Here is a 15,669-nt window from a genome sequence, read left to right as displayed (position 1 = left end):
GTCGGGAACCCGATCAGGAATCCGATCCGGCCCCGAACGACTCGGTCAGGCTGCCCGCGAGCAGCTTCGCGAACTCCGCCGGATCCTCGAGTTCGCCGCCCTCGGCGATCACGGCCATGCCGTAGACGAGCTTCGCGGTCGGGACCAGCTTGTCGTGGTCCCCGGCGGCGTAGGCCTTGTTGAGCGCTTCCACCAGCGGATGATCGGGGTTGAGCTCGAGCGCACGCTTGGACTTCGGGAACTGCTGTCCCGATGCCCGGTACAGCTTCTCCAGCTGCGGCGACATCGAGAACGTGTCCCCCACCAGGCAGGCCGGCGATTCGGTCAGCCGCGACGACAACCGGGTCTCGCTGACGTCGTCGGACAGAGTGGTGGTCAGCCACGACAGCAGGTCGGCGTAGGCCTTGTTCTGCTCCTCCTTCGACGTGTCGTCGGACTCCTCGTCGTCGGCGCCGAGATCGACCGCGCCCTTGGCGATCGACTGGAACGGCTTGCCGTCGAACTCGGCACCGGCCGACACCCACATCTCGTCGACCGGATCGGAGAGGACGAGCACCTCGATCCCCTTGGCGCGGAACGCCTCCATGTGTGGGGAGTTGACGATCTGCTGCCGGGACTCGCCGGTCATGTAGTAGATCGTGTCCTGGCCGCTCTTCATCCGGCCGATGTAGTCGGCCAGCGTCGTCAGTTCCTCCTCCGAGTGGGTGCTCGCGAACGACGACGCCTTGAGCAGTGCGTCGCGGTTGTCCGGATCGTTGACGAGGCCTTCCTTGAACACGCGGCCGAAGCCGTCCCAGAAGGTGCGGTAGTCGTCGGGCCGACTGTCGCGCATCTCGGTGACCGTCGAGATCACCTTCTTGGTGAGGCGACGACGGATCGCGCGGATCTGCCGGTCCTGCTGCAGGATCTCGCGCGACACGTTGAGCGAGAGGTCCGCGGCGTCGACGACGCCCTTGACGAAGCGCAGGTACTCCGGCATCAGCTCGGCGCAGTCGTCCATGATGAACACGCGCTTGACGTACAGGTGGATGCCGACCTTGCTGTCGCGCATGAACAGGTCGAACGGCGGCTGCGTCGGGATGAACAGCAGCGCCTGGTACTCGAAGGTGCCCTCGGCCTGCAGGGTGATGGTCTCCAGCGGCGCATCCCAGGCGTGGGACACGTGCCGGTAGAACTCCTGGTACTCCTCGTCGGACACCTCCGAACGCGACTTGGCCCACAGGGCCTTCATCGAGTTGATGGTCTCCGTCTCGACGACCGTCTTGGTCTCGGGGGTCTTGTCCTCGTCGGACTCGGTGTCGGAGTCGGGCGTCTCGACCGGGACCGTCTTCTCGACGTCCATGCGGATCGGCCACGCGATGAAGTCGGAGTAGCGCTTGACCAGCTGACGCAGCTTGGACTTGTCGGCGTAGTCGTACAGGTGGTCCTCGGTGTCGACCGGCTTCAGTGCCAGCGTGACCGAGGTGCCCTGCGGCGCGTCCGGCACGTCGTCGATCGTGTAGGTGCCGTCACCGGTCGACTCCCAGCGGGTACCGGTGGTCTCGCCGGCCTTGCGCGTCACCAGGCTGACCTTGTCGGCGACCATGAACGTCGAGTAGAAGCCGATGCCGAACTGTCCGATGAGTTCCTCGGCGGCGGCGTCGGAGACGCCCTTCTCGCGGGCCTCGGCGAGCGATCGGCGTAGTTCGGCGGTGCCCGATCGGGCCAGGGTGCCGATGAGTCCGACGACCTCGTCGCGCGTCATGCCGATGCCGTTGTCGGCGACCACGAGGGTGCGCGCGTCCGAGTCCGGGGTGAGCGTGATGTGCAGGTCGGACGTGTCGACGTCGAGGTCCTTGTCCAGCAACGACTCCAGGCGCAGCTTGTCGAGCGCATCGGATGCGTTCGAGATCAGCTCACGCAGGAAGCTGTCCTTGTTGGAGTAGATCGAGTGGACCATGAGATCCAGCAGCTGCCGGGTCTCCGCCTGGAACTCGTGAACTTCGGGCGCAGCGCTCATCGCAGACCTCCATGTTCTGTTCTCGCGTGTTCGTGTGGTTTCGGTGGCACGCGTCCGGCGCCGGGCACAGGCCCGACGCGACGACACGTCGTGACGGACACCGACTTTACCGAGCGCCGGTGTGGCTACCCTGGGTCGGGGACCGACTACCCCCGTTGCGGATGGTGCCCGAGAGGCATCACACGCGGGGAACGATCAGGAAGCCAGGTGGATGGGTACGCCTCGACTGCTGCTGGTGCACGCACACCCCGACGACGAGTCACTGTGGACCGGCGGACTCACCGCCCGTCACGTCGACTCCGGCGGCGAGGCGGACCTCGTGATGTGCACCTGGGCGGAGGGCACGATCCGGCACCGGGAGCTGACCGACGCCGTCGACATCCTCGGCATGCCGCGCCCGCCGATCATGCTCGGCTACGCCGACGACCGCCGGCCCGAGTCGGCTCCCGACGCCCCACGGCTGTGTGCCGCGTCGTTCGACGACCAGGTCCGGGCACTCACCAAGCACATCCGTGAACTCCAGCCGGACATCGTCGTCACCTACGACGCTCTCGGCATCTACGGACACCCCGACCACGTCCACGCCCACCGTCTGGCCTGTGCCGCCGCGGACGCCGCCGCCTCGACGAAGCTCTATCACCGGGCCGGGCCGGCCTGGCGGGTCCGGTCCCTGTACTTCGCCACGATCCCCGAATGGATGATGGACCTGCTCGCACCGAGCCTGTTCCCCGAGATCCCTCGCGAACAACTACCCGGTACACCCGATTCCGAGATCGACGTGGTCGTCGACGTGTCCGACCTGGCGGCACGCAAGAAGGCGGGTGTCGTCGCACACCGGTCGGAGATCGCCCGCAGTCGCGCGATCGCGGGATTCATGTCGCTCCCCGAGGAGCTTCAGGACAGGTTGCTCGGCGTCGAGTGCTATCAGCGCCGCGATCTCGTCCCGGGTGGATGTGACCTGTTCTGACCCGTCGAGGCTCGCTTCGCTCGCACCTCAGGGAGCAGTTCGATGTCGCTTCGCTCGCACCTCAGGGAGCAGTTCGATGTCGCTTCGCTCGCACCTCAGGGATCAATCCGAGGGTTTCACGGTTAGATCGCGGTGACCGCGGAGCGTAACCCGCTGGCGCGTTGCACGCGTCGGTTGACGGCCGCCGCGAGGACCTCGGCGGTTCCGACGATGCGCACGCGACTTCGGGCGCGGGTGATGGCGGTGTACAGGAGTTCGCGGGTCAGGAGCTCCGAGCCGGCCGGCGGGAGCACGACGGTCACTCGATCGAACTGGCTGCCCTGGCTGCGGTGGATGGTCATCGCATGGACCGAAACGACGTCGGCGAGTTGGGTCGGGTGGAGCAGCCGGGTTTCGCCGCCCCGGCGGAACGCCACCCGGATCGCTTCCGGCGAACCGGATCGATTCGACGTCTGCGCATCCGAGTCCGGATCGACGATCACCACACCTGTGTCGCCGTTGAAGGTGGCGGTCTGGCGATCGTTCGCCGTCACCAGGATTGGTTGTCCCACATACCAACCCGTGTGCTCGGCCTCGGTGGTCCCCAGCCAGTCGGTGATGCGCGTGGTCCATCCGCGCACACCCCACGAACCCTCGCGGTGCGCGCACAGGACCCGATGACTGTCGAGCGCGTCCAGGGCACCGGTCGCATCACCCTTCCGGGCGGCCGCGCGCAGATCCCGACCCCAGGCCAGGATGTCGCCGGCCACGTCGTCGAGTTCGTCGGGCGCCACCAGTTCGACATCGTCGATGTCCGGCGAGGTGACGAGTTCGAGGACCGCGTCGGGATCGCCCGCGTTGACGGCGGCCGCGACCTGCGAGATGCCGCCGCCGAACCGGAACTGCGTGCGCAAGGTGATGACGCCGTCGGCCAGCCGCGCCACGTCGTCGGGATCGAGGTCCTCGGCGGCGGGATCGAGGCCCACCGCATCGAACGCCTGCGTCGGTGTCGTCAGCGGCACATCCTCGGCCCCGGTGTCCGGCAGGTCGGTCCGTTCGACGAGGTCGGCGAGCACCGCACCCGCCTCCACCGAGGCCAGCTGGTGGGGATCGCCGACGAACACGACACGGGCATCGGGGCGGACGGCGTCGAGCAGCCGGCTCATCGCGGTCATCGACAGCATCGACGTCTCGTCGACGACGATGACGTCGTGGGGCAGCGTGCGCCCGCGCCCGTACCGGGGGTTCGAGCCGGGGCGCCAGCCGAGCAGCGAATGCAGGGTGACCGCGTGAGCCGTGACCGGCAGGGTGGACTCGGACTCGACCGAGGCCTGCAGCTGTGCCGCCGCGCGTCCGGTGGGTGCACACAGCCCGATGCGCAGACCCGGTCCTTGGAGACGGTCGAGGACGGCGAGGATGCGGGCGACGGTGTACGTCTTGCCCGTTCCCGGACCGCCGGCGAGGACCGTCGTCCAGCGCGTCGCCGCCACCGCAGCGGCCAGCTTCTGCAGGGCGCCGTCGTCGGGCGAGGAGTAGACCGTCGCGATGGCCTCGCCGAGCGCCTCCGTATCGACGGCGGGTGATGTCCGGGCCCGCCGGTCGAGGATCTCCCGGATCGTCTGTTCCTGCCGGAAGTACTTCTGCAAGTAGACGAGTGGTCCGTCGACGGAATCCCGGACCACCAGCGGGCGCAACGGTCCGGCCGCGCTGCCGGTGACGAGTGGGCTTGCGACCAGCGCGTCCAGAACATCACGAGGCGAGGGCATCTCGACCTCGGCGGTGTCCCCCGTCGTCAGTTCGCCGATGCGGTCCAGGGCTAGGCAGGTGGAGCCCAGGCGCACGGCCCGAACGGCGAGGGCGGCGCCGAGTCGGGCCTCCACGGACACCGGTTCAGCGCACATCCGGATCAACCGGTCGGTGATGTGCAGATCCGCGGCGGCAAGGAGGCCCGCGGCGTTCCAGTCGGCCAGGGTGCCGGTCGCCGAATCGACGTGCTGGACATCGGGTGTGCTCATCGACCTCTCCCCCCGGTTCCGGCGGACGCGTTCGGCTCCACCCCGGCCAGTGCGTCGGACAGGCCGGCGACGAGACCGCTGGGCAGCACCCATTCGAAGACACCGCATCCGGGCGGAGTGTCCGGTCCGGCCATGCCGCGCACGAAGTGGTACTGCACCGGACCGAGGTGACGATCCGGGTCGTAACCGGGCAACCGCCACCTCAGATACCGGTGCAGCGCAACCGAGTACAACATCGCCTGCAACGGATAGTGGGCGGCGATCATCTCACCGGCCATCGCCTCGGCGTCGAAGTCCTCGACCACGAGGTCGCCCGGGCGGATGCGGTTGGTCTTGTAGTCGACGATCACGTAACGGCCGTCGGGGATCCGCAGCACCGAGTCGATACTGCCGGTGAGGAAACCACGAAGACGCCGACCGGGCACCGCGCGCAGGTGCGTGGCGTACACTCGCAGCGGATCCGATTCCGGCAGATGCAATTCCATCAGATCGGCGAGGCGCCCGAGCGTCGTTCCCCCGCCGGATGTCCGCTCGTCCGCGGGGCCGAGCGGCAGTTCGAAATCGAGTTCGGCGAGGCGATCACGCGGATCGATGCTCCACAGATCCCCGAAACCGAGAGGTGTGGTGAGCACGCCGACCAGCGCGGCGACGAGCCGGTCAGGGTCGATGTCACCGGACAGCGCGCCGAGCTCCCGAGAACACAGTTCCCGGACATGCGCTTCGATGTCGGGCGCAGAGGTGTCGACGTACTCGAGGACCTCGTGGACCAGGGTGCCGAAGGCCGCGCCGAACGGTAGCCCGTTCATCAGCGATGCCATCCCCGGACGACGTGCGTCCGAATCGGTTCCGGCGTCGTCGACCACGTCGTCCGGCCGGGCGATCGGCTCGTCGTCGAGGATGTCGGTCACCTCGTCGTCGGGTTCGCTGCCGGTCTCCACGACGGAGGTCGGCGGCCCTCCGGGTGCACCGTGCGCACCATGCGCGACGTCGGCGGTGAGTGCCGAATACGAGGTTCGACGCCAGTCCTGGTCTATCCGGCGATCGAAGTGCGCGATGCCCAGAGCATCAGCACCCTCCCCGTCGCCGGCGGGTGGCGCCACGACATCCGCATCGAGCCGGCCGGCCGGTTCGACAGAGATCGCGGGATCACGTTCGGTGAGGGTGCGCAGAACACCCACACAGTCGACGTCGGCCTCCGGAATGGGCACCTCCCCGGCAACCGTCCATTCCGGTTCTCCGGTCGACGACCGCACCGCGTTCTCGCGTCCGAAGATCAACCGGTGCAGTGGTCCGGTCGTGGTGTTCCGCGACGGCGCCCACCAGGCGACGACCTGTGACTGGGCGCGGGTGAGCGCGACGTAGAGCAGCCGCAGGTCCTCCCCCGCGACCTCGTCGGCATAACGTCGGCGTCGGGCGGCACGATCCGGTGCCTGCTGTCCTCCCACATCGAGCCGACGGGTCCCCGATTCGTCGTGGTAGGTGATGTTCCCGCGATCGTTGACCCACGTGCCGTCCCACCCGTAGGGCACGTACACGATCGGGAACTGCAGCCCCTTGCTCGCGTGCACGGTCATGATCTGGACGGCCTGGGTGTCGCGGTCGAGACGACGACTCTGATCCTCGTAGCGCCGGCGTGACGAGGTGTCGGCGATCCGCTCGGTCAGCCACTCGACGAGCGCGCTCAGTCCCTCGCCGGTCTCGACCACATGTTTGTTGCACAACGCCGACACCTGGATGAGATCGGTGAGGGTTCGTTCCCCGTTCTCGACGGTGAGAACCCGGGCGGCCACCTCATGCGCGTCGAACAGTCGTTGGGCCATCGCGGCGAATCCGCCCTGCGCGAAAACCCTGGCGAGCATGGACAGTTCGGCACCGAGTTCGGCGACCTCCGGCTCGGTGGCGGTCGCGACCCGTTCGGTGGACCAGCCGAAGAGCGTGGTCAGTGCGGCCATCCGCACCCGGTCGGGGCGTGACGGCTGTTCGACGGCGCGCAGGACCCACAGCCAGTGCTGGGCGGCCGAGGTCGAGAAGACGTTGATGCCCGACCCGATCACCGAGTTGATGCCTCGTTCGGCGAGTTCGGCCTGCAGCGGTTCGATCGTGCTGTTGAGCCGCACCAGGATCGCGATGTCCCCGGGATCGACCGGCCGGGACACCCCGTCGATGTCGATCCGGTCTCCCCGCGCCAGCGCGGTCGCAATGTCGTCGGCGACATCGGCGGCGATGCGCGATCGCACCTCCTTGACACCCGGGAGGTTGAACGAGTTGAGAGACGTGAAGTCGCCGCGGAGAAACGCTCGGAGCCGCAGCGGCGGGCGGCCCTCGAGCCGGCTGCCGGCGAATGCGGCCCGGACGGGACGCGCAACGATGTCCGGATGCCCCAGGGTCGCTTCGCCGTAAAGGTGCTGCAGTGCTTCGACGAGTGCGCCGTCCGACCGGCGGTTCACGTCGAGCGCCCGGAGTGTGTCGGCCGACGACACCGCCGCGAGATAGCTCAGCACCTCGGCACCGCGGAAACCGTAGATGGACTGCTTCGGATCGCCGACGAGGATCATCCGGCGGTGGCCGTGGAAGCAGCGGCGCAGGATGTCCCACTGCAACGGATCGGTGTCCTGGAACTCGTCGACCAGCACCACGGTGAACGTGTCGCGGATCCGTTGGCAGGCACGGTCGCCCACCACCGGATCGTTGACGATGCGGTGCAGGATCGCCTGGAGGTCGTCGTAGGTACGGACGCGGGCGTCCCGTTTGCGGGTCTCGACGTGTTGCCGGACCGCCTTGGCGAAGCTGACCCGGCGTGCCGCGACGTCGTCGGCGGCCGACCCCCCGGACGGCTCGCTCGTGTCCGGTGCGAGTTCGACCGTCGCCTGACGCACCGCGTCGCGCGCGATCTCCCGTGCGTCGGCGAAGCTGAATTCCGGTGCGTCACTGGCCCAGAAACCGCGCAGGTAGAGATCGAGCGCGACCTCCTCGGTGAGTTCGTCGACCTCTTCGACGATGGAGTAGACGAGTTCCCGTTCGCCGAGGAATCCCAGCGCCTCCAGCATCCGGTTGCAGAACGTGTGGGTGGTGGCGATCGTGGACGCATCGAAGTCACTCAGTGCGCGGGCGAGATTCCGTCGGCGCGCGAGGACCTCCCCGGGTGTGCCGCTCGCCAACTGCCGCAACAACGCGTCGCCTGCCTGAGCGGAGCCGGACAGGACCTCCGCGGGATCGGCCAGGGCGTCGAGCAGTTCCCGCACACGCGCCCGCATCCGTTCGCGCAGTTCGGCTGTCGCCGCCCGGCTGAACGTGACGAGCAGCATCTCCGCGATCGGCACACCGTCGGCGAGATACCGTGCCGCGAGTCCCACGATCGCGTACGTCTTGCCCGTCCCGGCGCTCGCCTCGAGCACGGTGGTGTGTTCCGGGAGTTCGGCGGTGATGTCGAAGGTCTCCGGACGTCTCATGAGCCCTCCCGGTGCTGTCCGACGGGGACCCACACCGCCCGGGCGAGTCCGCTGAACAGCGGCTCGTCCTCTGCCACGGCCAATTCCACCCCGCCGAGGGCGCGGTCGGCCGGTGCCCGCTCCTCGAGCAGGGCGTCGAACTCGACGTCGGTCAGGACGTCGCCGCCGAAGGCCAGTTTGAGGTAGCGATCGTGGCGGGGACCGAAGGTGTCGTCGAACACCTTGCGCGCGCTGTTGAGGGCCCAGTGGCTCCGGCGACCGGGACCGTCGTTGTCGACGAACGTGAACGCGGGTTCCAGCGGCAACGGCAGCGGACGGCGCAGACCTTCGTCCCGTAAGCGGACGAGCTGGTCGAGGAGCGGCACCGGATCCTCCGGGCGTCGAAGGGTGAGCGTGGTGGTTCCACCCCCACGGGCGGCGCGACCGACGGACACCGCGGACCCGACCTTCCCCGCGCCGGCGTTGCCCTGGGTCGCGGCCGCCGCGACCGCGAGCAGCGTGATCCAGGCGCTCAGTTGCTGTTTCGCCTTGAGGCGCGAGTACGTCGCGCGGACCAGCCGGGCCTGTCCGTCGTCGGCGGTGAACACCTCGCCGACGGTGCCGTGCACGCGCCGTCCGTCGGGCAGTGTCACGAGGATGTCGAGGGTTTCCGGCGATCCCGGACGCAGTGGCGCCACGACGCCGTGCAGCCGCGTGACCGCTCGCGAGATGGCCGCCAGCTCCCGGGTACCGAAGGCGAAGGGCGGCAGCGTCCCACGGCGCAGTTCAGCAGCTTCACAGTCCACGATGGAAACCCCGGCCAGCATCCGGGTGAGGAAACGGTCGCCGATCCCCCACTTGTCGAGTGGGTCGAGTTCGACGTCGAGCTGGTCGTCGTGAGGTGTCTCGTCGTCGGGTATCCGGGCGCCCAGGCGTTGCCGGACGAAGGCGGTGATCGGATCGACGTGGAAGTCGATGAGCGACGCGAGGTCGATGTCGGCGAGTTCAAGGGTCGGCTCGGGTGCGGGGAGGATCTCCCGGGCGGACGGGACGACCGGATCGGCCGGTCCGCGCAGGGCCGTCGCCCCGGCCAGAAGCGAGGCGTCGTGGCTGAACGGTCCGGCGATACCGCGAACACCCCCGTCCACGAAGTTGCGGGCGTCGAAGCGGTGCAGTGAGTGCCGCCGGACGATCGTCGGCCGGTCCGAACCGGTGAGACCGTCGACGGTGTCGATCAGTTCGCTGACCACCACGGCGGGCGGGATGTGCCGGCCCGACACCGGGTCGGCTCCGCTGTAGAAGACGAGCAGGTTGTCCTGCGCCGCACCGATCGCGTCGAGGAAGCACTGGCGGTCCTCGTCGCGCGGATTGCGTTCGCCCACCAGCGGATCGACACCGAGCACGTCGTCCCCGTCGATACGCTGCACGCGCGGGAAGACCTCGGCGTCGATGCCGAGCAGCACGATGACCCGGTGGGGCACCGAACGCATCGGCACCATGGTGCATACGGTGAGCTCACCGGTCCGGAAATTGGATCGCGTGGGTCGCCCGGCGATCAGGGCCGACAACAGGTCACGCACGTCGGCGAGACGCAGGACCTCCTCGGTGGTGCCGAAGGCGTCCTCGAGCATCCGGATGGCCTGTGCTCGTTGCCAATCGTCGGCGGGAGCGGTCGCGGTGAGCGATCCGACGGCCTCGACGAGGGTCTCGGCCCAACGGTGGGCGGGCGCGGTCGTGGTCAGGTCCGCGAGGACTCGGCCGAGCCGGTCGAGGAATTCGTCGAGCCGGCCGACGAGGTCGATACCGGTACTCTCCACACCGGCGAGTGGCAGGGCGGTGCCGAGCCATTCGTCGTCGGTCTCCTCGGCGACCACACCGAGGGCGATGCGGTCGAGACCCGCGTCGAAGGTGCCCTGCCGGAAACGTTCGAGACCGAACCGCGCACGTTCCGCGGTTCCGAGTCCCCAGCGGACATTGCTGTGGCCCAGCCATTCCCGGACCAGGTCCAGGTCGTCGTCGGTCATCGCGAAACGTGTCCGGACGGGTTCGGCCCCGAGCAGATCGAGGACGTCGCCCGCGGTCACCCGACCGGCCGCGAGTTCGACGACGCCGACGACGGTGTCGATGACCGGGTTCACCTGACGCACGCCGCGGTCGGCGAGGCGGACGCGCAGATCGAAAGCGGGATGCGGCAATCCGGCCTGCCCGAAGGCACCTCGGATGAGGGGCGCGAAGGTCTCCACGTCGGGGCACATGATCAGGACGTCACGGGGTTCGAGGGTCGGGTCGTCGGCGAAGAGGTGCAGCAGTCGGTCCCGGAGCACCTCGATCTGCCGTTCCGGACCGTGGCACGCGTGGACCTCGACCGACCCGTCGTCGGCGCATTCGGCAGGCGGGGACACTCCGGTGTCGTCGCGGGCCCCTGCGTCGTCGCGGATACCCGCCTGCAGGGCGCCGAGCAGCGTGTCGGGCAGCGGGGTGGCCGGCGGATGGTGGACGTCCCGGTCGACGACATCCCCCAGACGCAATTGCAGTTCCTGGAGATCGCGGGACAGCCCGGCCAGCAACGGATTCCGGAGTTCGGGTACCGGGCGCCCGCGCCGCCGGGGCGGGACACCCACCGTCGAGGTCGCCGCGGACACTCCTCCGCCGATGGCTCGGAGCTCCTCCCACAGACGGGGACTCGGGTGCGGGACGAACAGGTGGACATCGTGGTGCGCGCTCACCGCGGAGATGATGTTCCGGAACGACTCGGTGATCCGCGTCGGGCCGAACACGGACAACCGGCCGGGGAGGTCGGCGGCGCCGGGATCGGTGCGCAGGCGCTCACACACCTCGCCGAGGACCTCCGCCGGATGCGGCTGCCCGATCTCGGCACCCACCGCGCGCCAGAACCCCGCCTGCCAGGCGAGGTCGTCGCGCAACGGAGCACCCGCGCCGTCGAGGTCGTCCCCGGCGGCCCAGCCGGCGATCATCGACGGTCGGGAACGTCCGTACCGCTCGAACAATTCGGCCAGGTGGCGTGCCGTCGCATAGCGGCGTCCGACCCGGGGCGACTCGGCGTCACCCGCACCGATGTGACGGGCGATCACCGTCAGATCGGGGTCGTCGATCCGTTCGTCGAGAATCCGGAGCACTGGCCAGGTCAATTCCGTTGCGCGCCAGGGGTTCACGGCCGACAACGGGGTGTCGGCCGTGAACCGGTCACCGGCGAGCACCGCGGTCGAGATGGCGTCGGCCAGCCGTCCGGGACCGGTGAAGTCGATGTTGGCGGCGATGCCGTCCGACAGTCCCGCACCAGAACCGAGTCGGCGGGCGAGGTGCTGTGCGAGCCAGCGTTCGACACCGGCCGCCGGGACCGACACGATCTCGGTACGCATCGGATCGTCGAGCGGTGTCGAGAGGACGTCGGCCAACGCCTCGGCCAACGTATCGGTGCGCTCGGCGCGGTGAAGGATCAGCATCCGGTCAGGCCCGGGGGTCCGGGGTCAGTTCGCGGTGGCGGTGCGTGGCGCATGGAACCGCGCCGGCTCGCCGAGGGCCGCGGTCAGGACGTCCCGTAGGTCGTCGGGTATCGGCGCCGGCCGACCCGCCGCCGGATCCACGACGACCATCGTCGTCTCGGCCGTGGCGCACAGGACCCCTTCCTTGTCGTACAGGCGGAGTGCCATCACGAACGACGAACGGCCGATCCGGCCGACGCAGGAACGCACCAGGACGGGGTGCGTCGAGTAGTGCACGGGCGCCGAGAACTCGACGTCCTGGCGTGCGACGAGGAAGGAGAAGTCCCGCGGACGGTCCGGTATCCACTCATGGAACGACCGGACACGCGCCTCCTCGAACAGGCGCGAGATCTGCACGTTGTTGATGTGGTTGTTGATGTCCATGTCACCCCACCGCAGATGGACGGGGATCTCGAGAACATAGTCCGGTGCCGGGGATTCAGAAGCCACGGCAGCAACCATAACGGCGGGACACGCGCACCGTGAACTGCGGTGCCGACCGTGTCGAGACCGTAGAATCGCGCCCGGATCGCCGAAAGTGAGGGGCCTCGGGTGAACATCGACACGGCACGGGCACGTCTGCGCCCGGTGTCCGCGATGGACATCGACGACCTCGTCCACCTCGACAGCGACCCCGAGGTCATGCGCTTCGTGAGCGGCGGCACACCGACCCCGCGGACGGTCATCGAGGACTGGGTCCTTCCGCGCGCCGAGTCGGAGCGGCGTCTGTACGGAACCGGCACGTGGGTGCTGTGCGACCCGGCGACCGGTGCGTTCCTCGGCTGGGCGTCGTTGCGCACCCCGCGACACAGTCGTCGCCCCGAACTCGAGTTGAGCTACCGCATCCGCCGGACGGTCTGGGGACGCGGTCTGGCCACCGAGGCCGCGTTCGCCCTCATGGCCTTCGCCTTCGACCACCTCGCGACCGAACGTGTCTTCGCGAGCACGGTCGCGGGCAACACCCCCTCACGGCGGGTCATGGAGAAGCTCGGCATGACACTGTCGGCAATACATGTGGGCGACGAAACCGACGATTCCGGCATGACCCCGCATCCGCTGCACCTCGGTCCCGACCGGTACGAGGTGGAGTATCAGATCCTCCTGGCCGAGTGGCAGCGACGATCTCTGCGCTGGTCATCGGCGGGTGACCTCACCGCATGACGGTGAGGCGGGCTCGGCCGACCGAACGTGACCTCGGCTACCGGCCCGGCTGCACCGTCCTGGTCGCGCCGGGTCGCGCATCATTGACTACCGTTGTGGGCAAGTACGGTTTTGCCTCGACCGTCGCCCGACGCGGTTCGGTCACGTGACGACACGGACCCTGCACGGCGCCGAAGCACAATCGTCCCCCAACGAGCGAGAAGGAGATGTCTGGAGATGAGCAGCCCCGCCGTCCAGGCCCCCGCTGTAGCGGCCACCGACCGCAGGAAAGTGGTCATCATCGGCTCCGGCTTCGGCGGATTGTTCGCCGCCCAGCGTCTGGCGAAGGCCGACGTCGACGTGACGCTGATCGCCAAGACCACCCACCATCTCTTCCAGCCGATGCTCTACCAGGTCGCCACGGGCATCGTCGCCGAAGGTGAGATCGCCCCGGCGACCCGCGTCGTGCTGCGCAAACAGAAGAACACCTCCGTGCTGATGGGCGACGTGTTCGACATCGACCTCGAGGCCAAGACGGTCACCTCGCGACTGCTCGAACGCATCACGGTCACCCCTTACGACGACCTGATCGTCGCGGCCGGCGCCGATCAGTCGTACTTCGGCAACGACCACTTCGCCGAGTACGCACCGGGCATGAAGACCATCGACCACGCGCTCGAGCTCCGCGGACGAATCCTCGGCGCCTTCGAGCAGGCCGAGCTGTCCCATGACCCCGCCGAACGCGCCAAGCTGCTGACCTTCGTGGTCGTCGGTGCCGGTCCGACCGGTGTCGAACTCGCCGGGCAGATCGCGGAGATGAGCGACAAGACCCTCAAGGGCGCCTTCCGCAACATCGACCCCACCGAGGCCCGCGTCATCCTTCTCGACGCGGCCCCCGCCGTGCTGCCGCCGTTCGGCCCCAAGCTCGGCGGGAAGGCCGCGGCCCGTCTCGAGAAGATGGGCGTGGAGATCCAGCTCAACGCGATGGTCGTGGACGTCGACTACGACGGTCTGGTCGTCAAGGAAAAAGACGGCACCACCCGTCGCATCGAGTCGCAGTGCAAGGTGTGGTCGGCCGGTGTCCAGGCCAGCCCGCTCGGCCAGCAACTCGCCGAACAGTCCGGTGTCGAACTCGACCGCGCGGGCCGGGTGAAGGTCGGACCGGACCTGACGATCCCGGGTCACCCCGAGGTCTTCGTGGTCGGCGACATGATGGCCGTCGACGGCGTGCCCGGTGTCGCACAGGGTGCGATCCAGGGTGGTCGCTACGCCGCCGATGCGATCAAGGCCGAGCTCAAGGGCCAGACGCCGGACCAGCGCAAGCCGTTCAGCTACTGGGACAAGGGTTCGATGGCGACCATCTCGCGGTACTCCGCGGTGATGCAGGTCCCGATCCCGGGCTTCAAGAAGCCCTTCGAGACCGAGGGCTACTTCGCGTGGCTGGGCTGGCTCGCGCTGCACCTCGTTTACCTGGTGGGCTTCCGCAACCGGCTGAACACGCTGATCAACTGGTTCTTCGCGTTCACCACCCGCGGCCGCTCGCAGCTCGCCGTCACCGAACAGCAGGTCTACGCTCGCACCGCGATCGGACAGTTGTCGGCATTGGAGAAGCAGGCCGCGGAGAGCAACGGAGCCGGACCCGACGCCGAGGCCGCGAAGACCGACACGGGGACCGTGGACTCGAAGGCCACCGACGCATCCGGCTCGGTGCCCACCGAGGGCAAGGACGCCGCCGGCAAGGATCCTGCAGGCAAGGAGTCCGAAGCCGAGGCCAGCTGAGGCCCGGGCAGACAGACCTACCGCAGCGCTGGTCCCCTAACCGTTGGGGACCAGCGCTGCGGTGTCGAGAGCGTCGGTCAGGCGGCGCGTGGCCGTCACCGACGTGCCGAGTGCGCTGGTGAGTGTGGCTTCCCCGGCCAGGCGCAGCCGAGCCGCGAACTCGCTCGGATGCACGGCTTCCGGGCGGTCATCCGGGAAACGGAAGACGTTGCTCATCGCACGATGACCGATCGCGGCGGCGGGTGTCGACGCGCCCAGCATGACCCGATGTGCCAGCCAGACCTCACCGCCGACCGTCACCCGTAGGCCACCGGTCCAGGAGCCGGTTCGGTCGCGGTCGATCCGGTCGAGATCCGTGATCGTCGCCCGGTCGATCTGGACAGCCCGGCCGATCTGCACGTGCTCGTACAGATCGAGAATCCCGGTCGGCTCGATCTCGACGACGACGTCGGAAGTGTGGACCGCGCCGCCGGCCACCACGGTCGGCTGCGGATCGAGACGCAGACGACCGCCCGCACCCACCTCGATCTCCCACCGGGCCCGGGAATCCGCGCGGTCCCGGGCAGGCAGCGCGATCGTGGCGGCGACGGTGCCCACGCTCAGATGTGCGCCGGGCTCCACCCTGATGCGGACCGCGATCTCGTCGCCACCCAGCGGCGTCGCTGCGGTACCGATCAACTGCACGTGGCCGGGTGCGGTCACCCGGACGGCGAGACCACCGGTCGCGCGGTGCCGCACACCGCGGTCGGCGGTCGCGGTGATCTCGACGTCGGTACGCATCGCTAGCTGTACTGACCCGGGACGTTAGGTACCGCGTTCGGCGAGTCGACGTGACATAGGGAAGACCTCCGAGTGAGGT

The 15,669-nt window shown here is 68.7% G+C and carries 9 protein-coding genes; 3 read left to right on the top strand and 6 right to left on the bottom strand.

Translation table 11 applies throughout. The annotated features are described in order from the left end of the window. Positions 1–13: 13 nt before the first annotated feature. A complete protein-coding gene (htpG, locus tag BPODLACK_RS21145) occupies positions 14–1,999 on the bottom strand; it encodes a molecular chaperone HtpG (protein ID WP_159406176.1) in 1,986 nt (661 codons plus the stop codon). Positions 2,000–2,210: 211 nt separating this feature from the next. Here htpG and BPODLACK_RS21140 point away from each other — a divergent pair, with 211 nt between their 5' ends. Further along, positions 2,211–2,966: a PIG-L family deacetylase gene (locus BPODLACK_RS21140; RefSeq protein ID WP_024497497.1), complete on the top strand. Its 756-nt coding sequence runs from the start codon at positions 2,211–2,213 to the stop codon at positions 2,964–2,966. 122 nt (positions 2,967–3,088) lie between these two features. Here the strand turns inward: BPODLACK_RS21140 and recD are convergent, their stop codons facing one another. Genes recD through BPODLACK_RS21120 form a run of 4 tightly spaced genes read right to left on the bottom strand, consistent with a single transcriptional unit; the run spans position 3,089 to position 12,353 of the window. Next, positions 3,089–4,960 carry an exodeoxyribonuclease V subunit alpha gene (gene recD, locus BPODLACK_RS21135; RefSeq protein ID WP_159406175.1) on the bottom strand — a complete coding sequence of 624 codons (1,872 nt, stop codon included), beginning with the start codon at positions 4,958–4,960 and terminating at the stop codon, positions 3,089–3,091. Continuing rightward, on the bottom strand, positions 4,957–8,409 hold the full coding sequence (locus BPODLACK_RS21130; RefSeq protein WP_159406174.1) for a UvrD-helicase domain-containing protein: 3,453 nt from the start codon (positions 8,407–8,409) through the stop codon (positions 4,957–4,959). The genes recD and BPODLACK_RS21130 overlap by 4 nt, the downstream gene beginning before the upstream one ends. Next, positions 8,406–11,852, bottom strand: coding sequence for an exodeoxyribonuclease V subunit gamma (gene recC / locus BPODLACK_RS21125; protein ID WP_159406173.1), 3,447 nt, complete (start codon positions 11,850–11,852; stop codon positions 8,406–8,408). The genes BPODLACK_RS21130 and recC overlap by 4 nt, the downstream gene beginning before the upstream one ends. A 24-nt stretch (positions 11,853–11,876) precedes the next feature. Continuing rightward, complete coding sequence (locus tag BPODLACK_RS21120; protein ID WP_035760182.1) at positions 11,877–12,353, bottom strand: acyl-CoA thioesterase; 477 nt, start codon at positions 12,351–12,353, stop codon at positions 11,877–11,879. A gap of 90 nt (positions 12,354–12,443) precedes the next feature. Here BPODLACK_RS21120 and BPODLACK_RS21115 point away from each other — a divergent pair, with 90 nt between their 5' ends. Both BPODLACK_RS21115 and BPODLACK_RS21110 read left to right on the top strand, forming a co-directional pair. Further along, positions 12,444–13,052 (top strand): GNAT family N-acetyltransferase, encoded by a 609-nt coding sequence (locus tag BPODLACK_RS21115; RefSeq protein WP_159406172.1) that lies wholly within the window; start codon positions 12,444–12,446, stop codon positions 13,050–13,052. Between the two features lie 216 nt (positions 13,053–13,268). Then, complete coding sequence (locus BPODLACK_RS21110; protein ID WP_159406171.1) at positions 13,269–14,810, top strand: NAD(P)/FAD-dependent oxidoreductase; 1,542 nt, start codon at positions 13,269–13,271, stop codon at positions 14,808–14,810. Positions 14,811–14,846: 36 nt separating this feature from the next. Here the strand turns inward: BPODLACK_RS21110 and BPODLACK_RS21105 are convergent, their stop codons facing one another. Then, a complete protein-coding gene (locus tag BPODLACK_RS21105; protein WP_159406170.1) occupies positions 14,847–15,590 on the bottom strand; it encodes an urease accessory protein UreD in 744 nt (247 codons plus the stop codon). Between the last annotated feature and the right edge of the window lie 79 nt (positions 15,591–15,669).

The organism is Gordonia sp. YY1 (genome assembly GCF_009872315.1).
GTDB classification, from domain to species: domain Bacteria; phylum Actinomycetota; class Actinomycetes; order Mycobacteriales; family Mycobacteriaceae; genus Gordonia; species Gordonia amicalis.
Note: the sequence above shows the minus strand (reverse complement) of the source record. Positions and strands in the feature narration are given on the sequence as shown.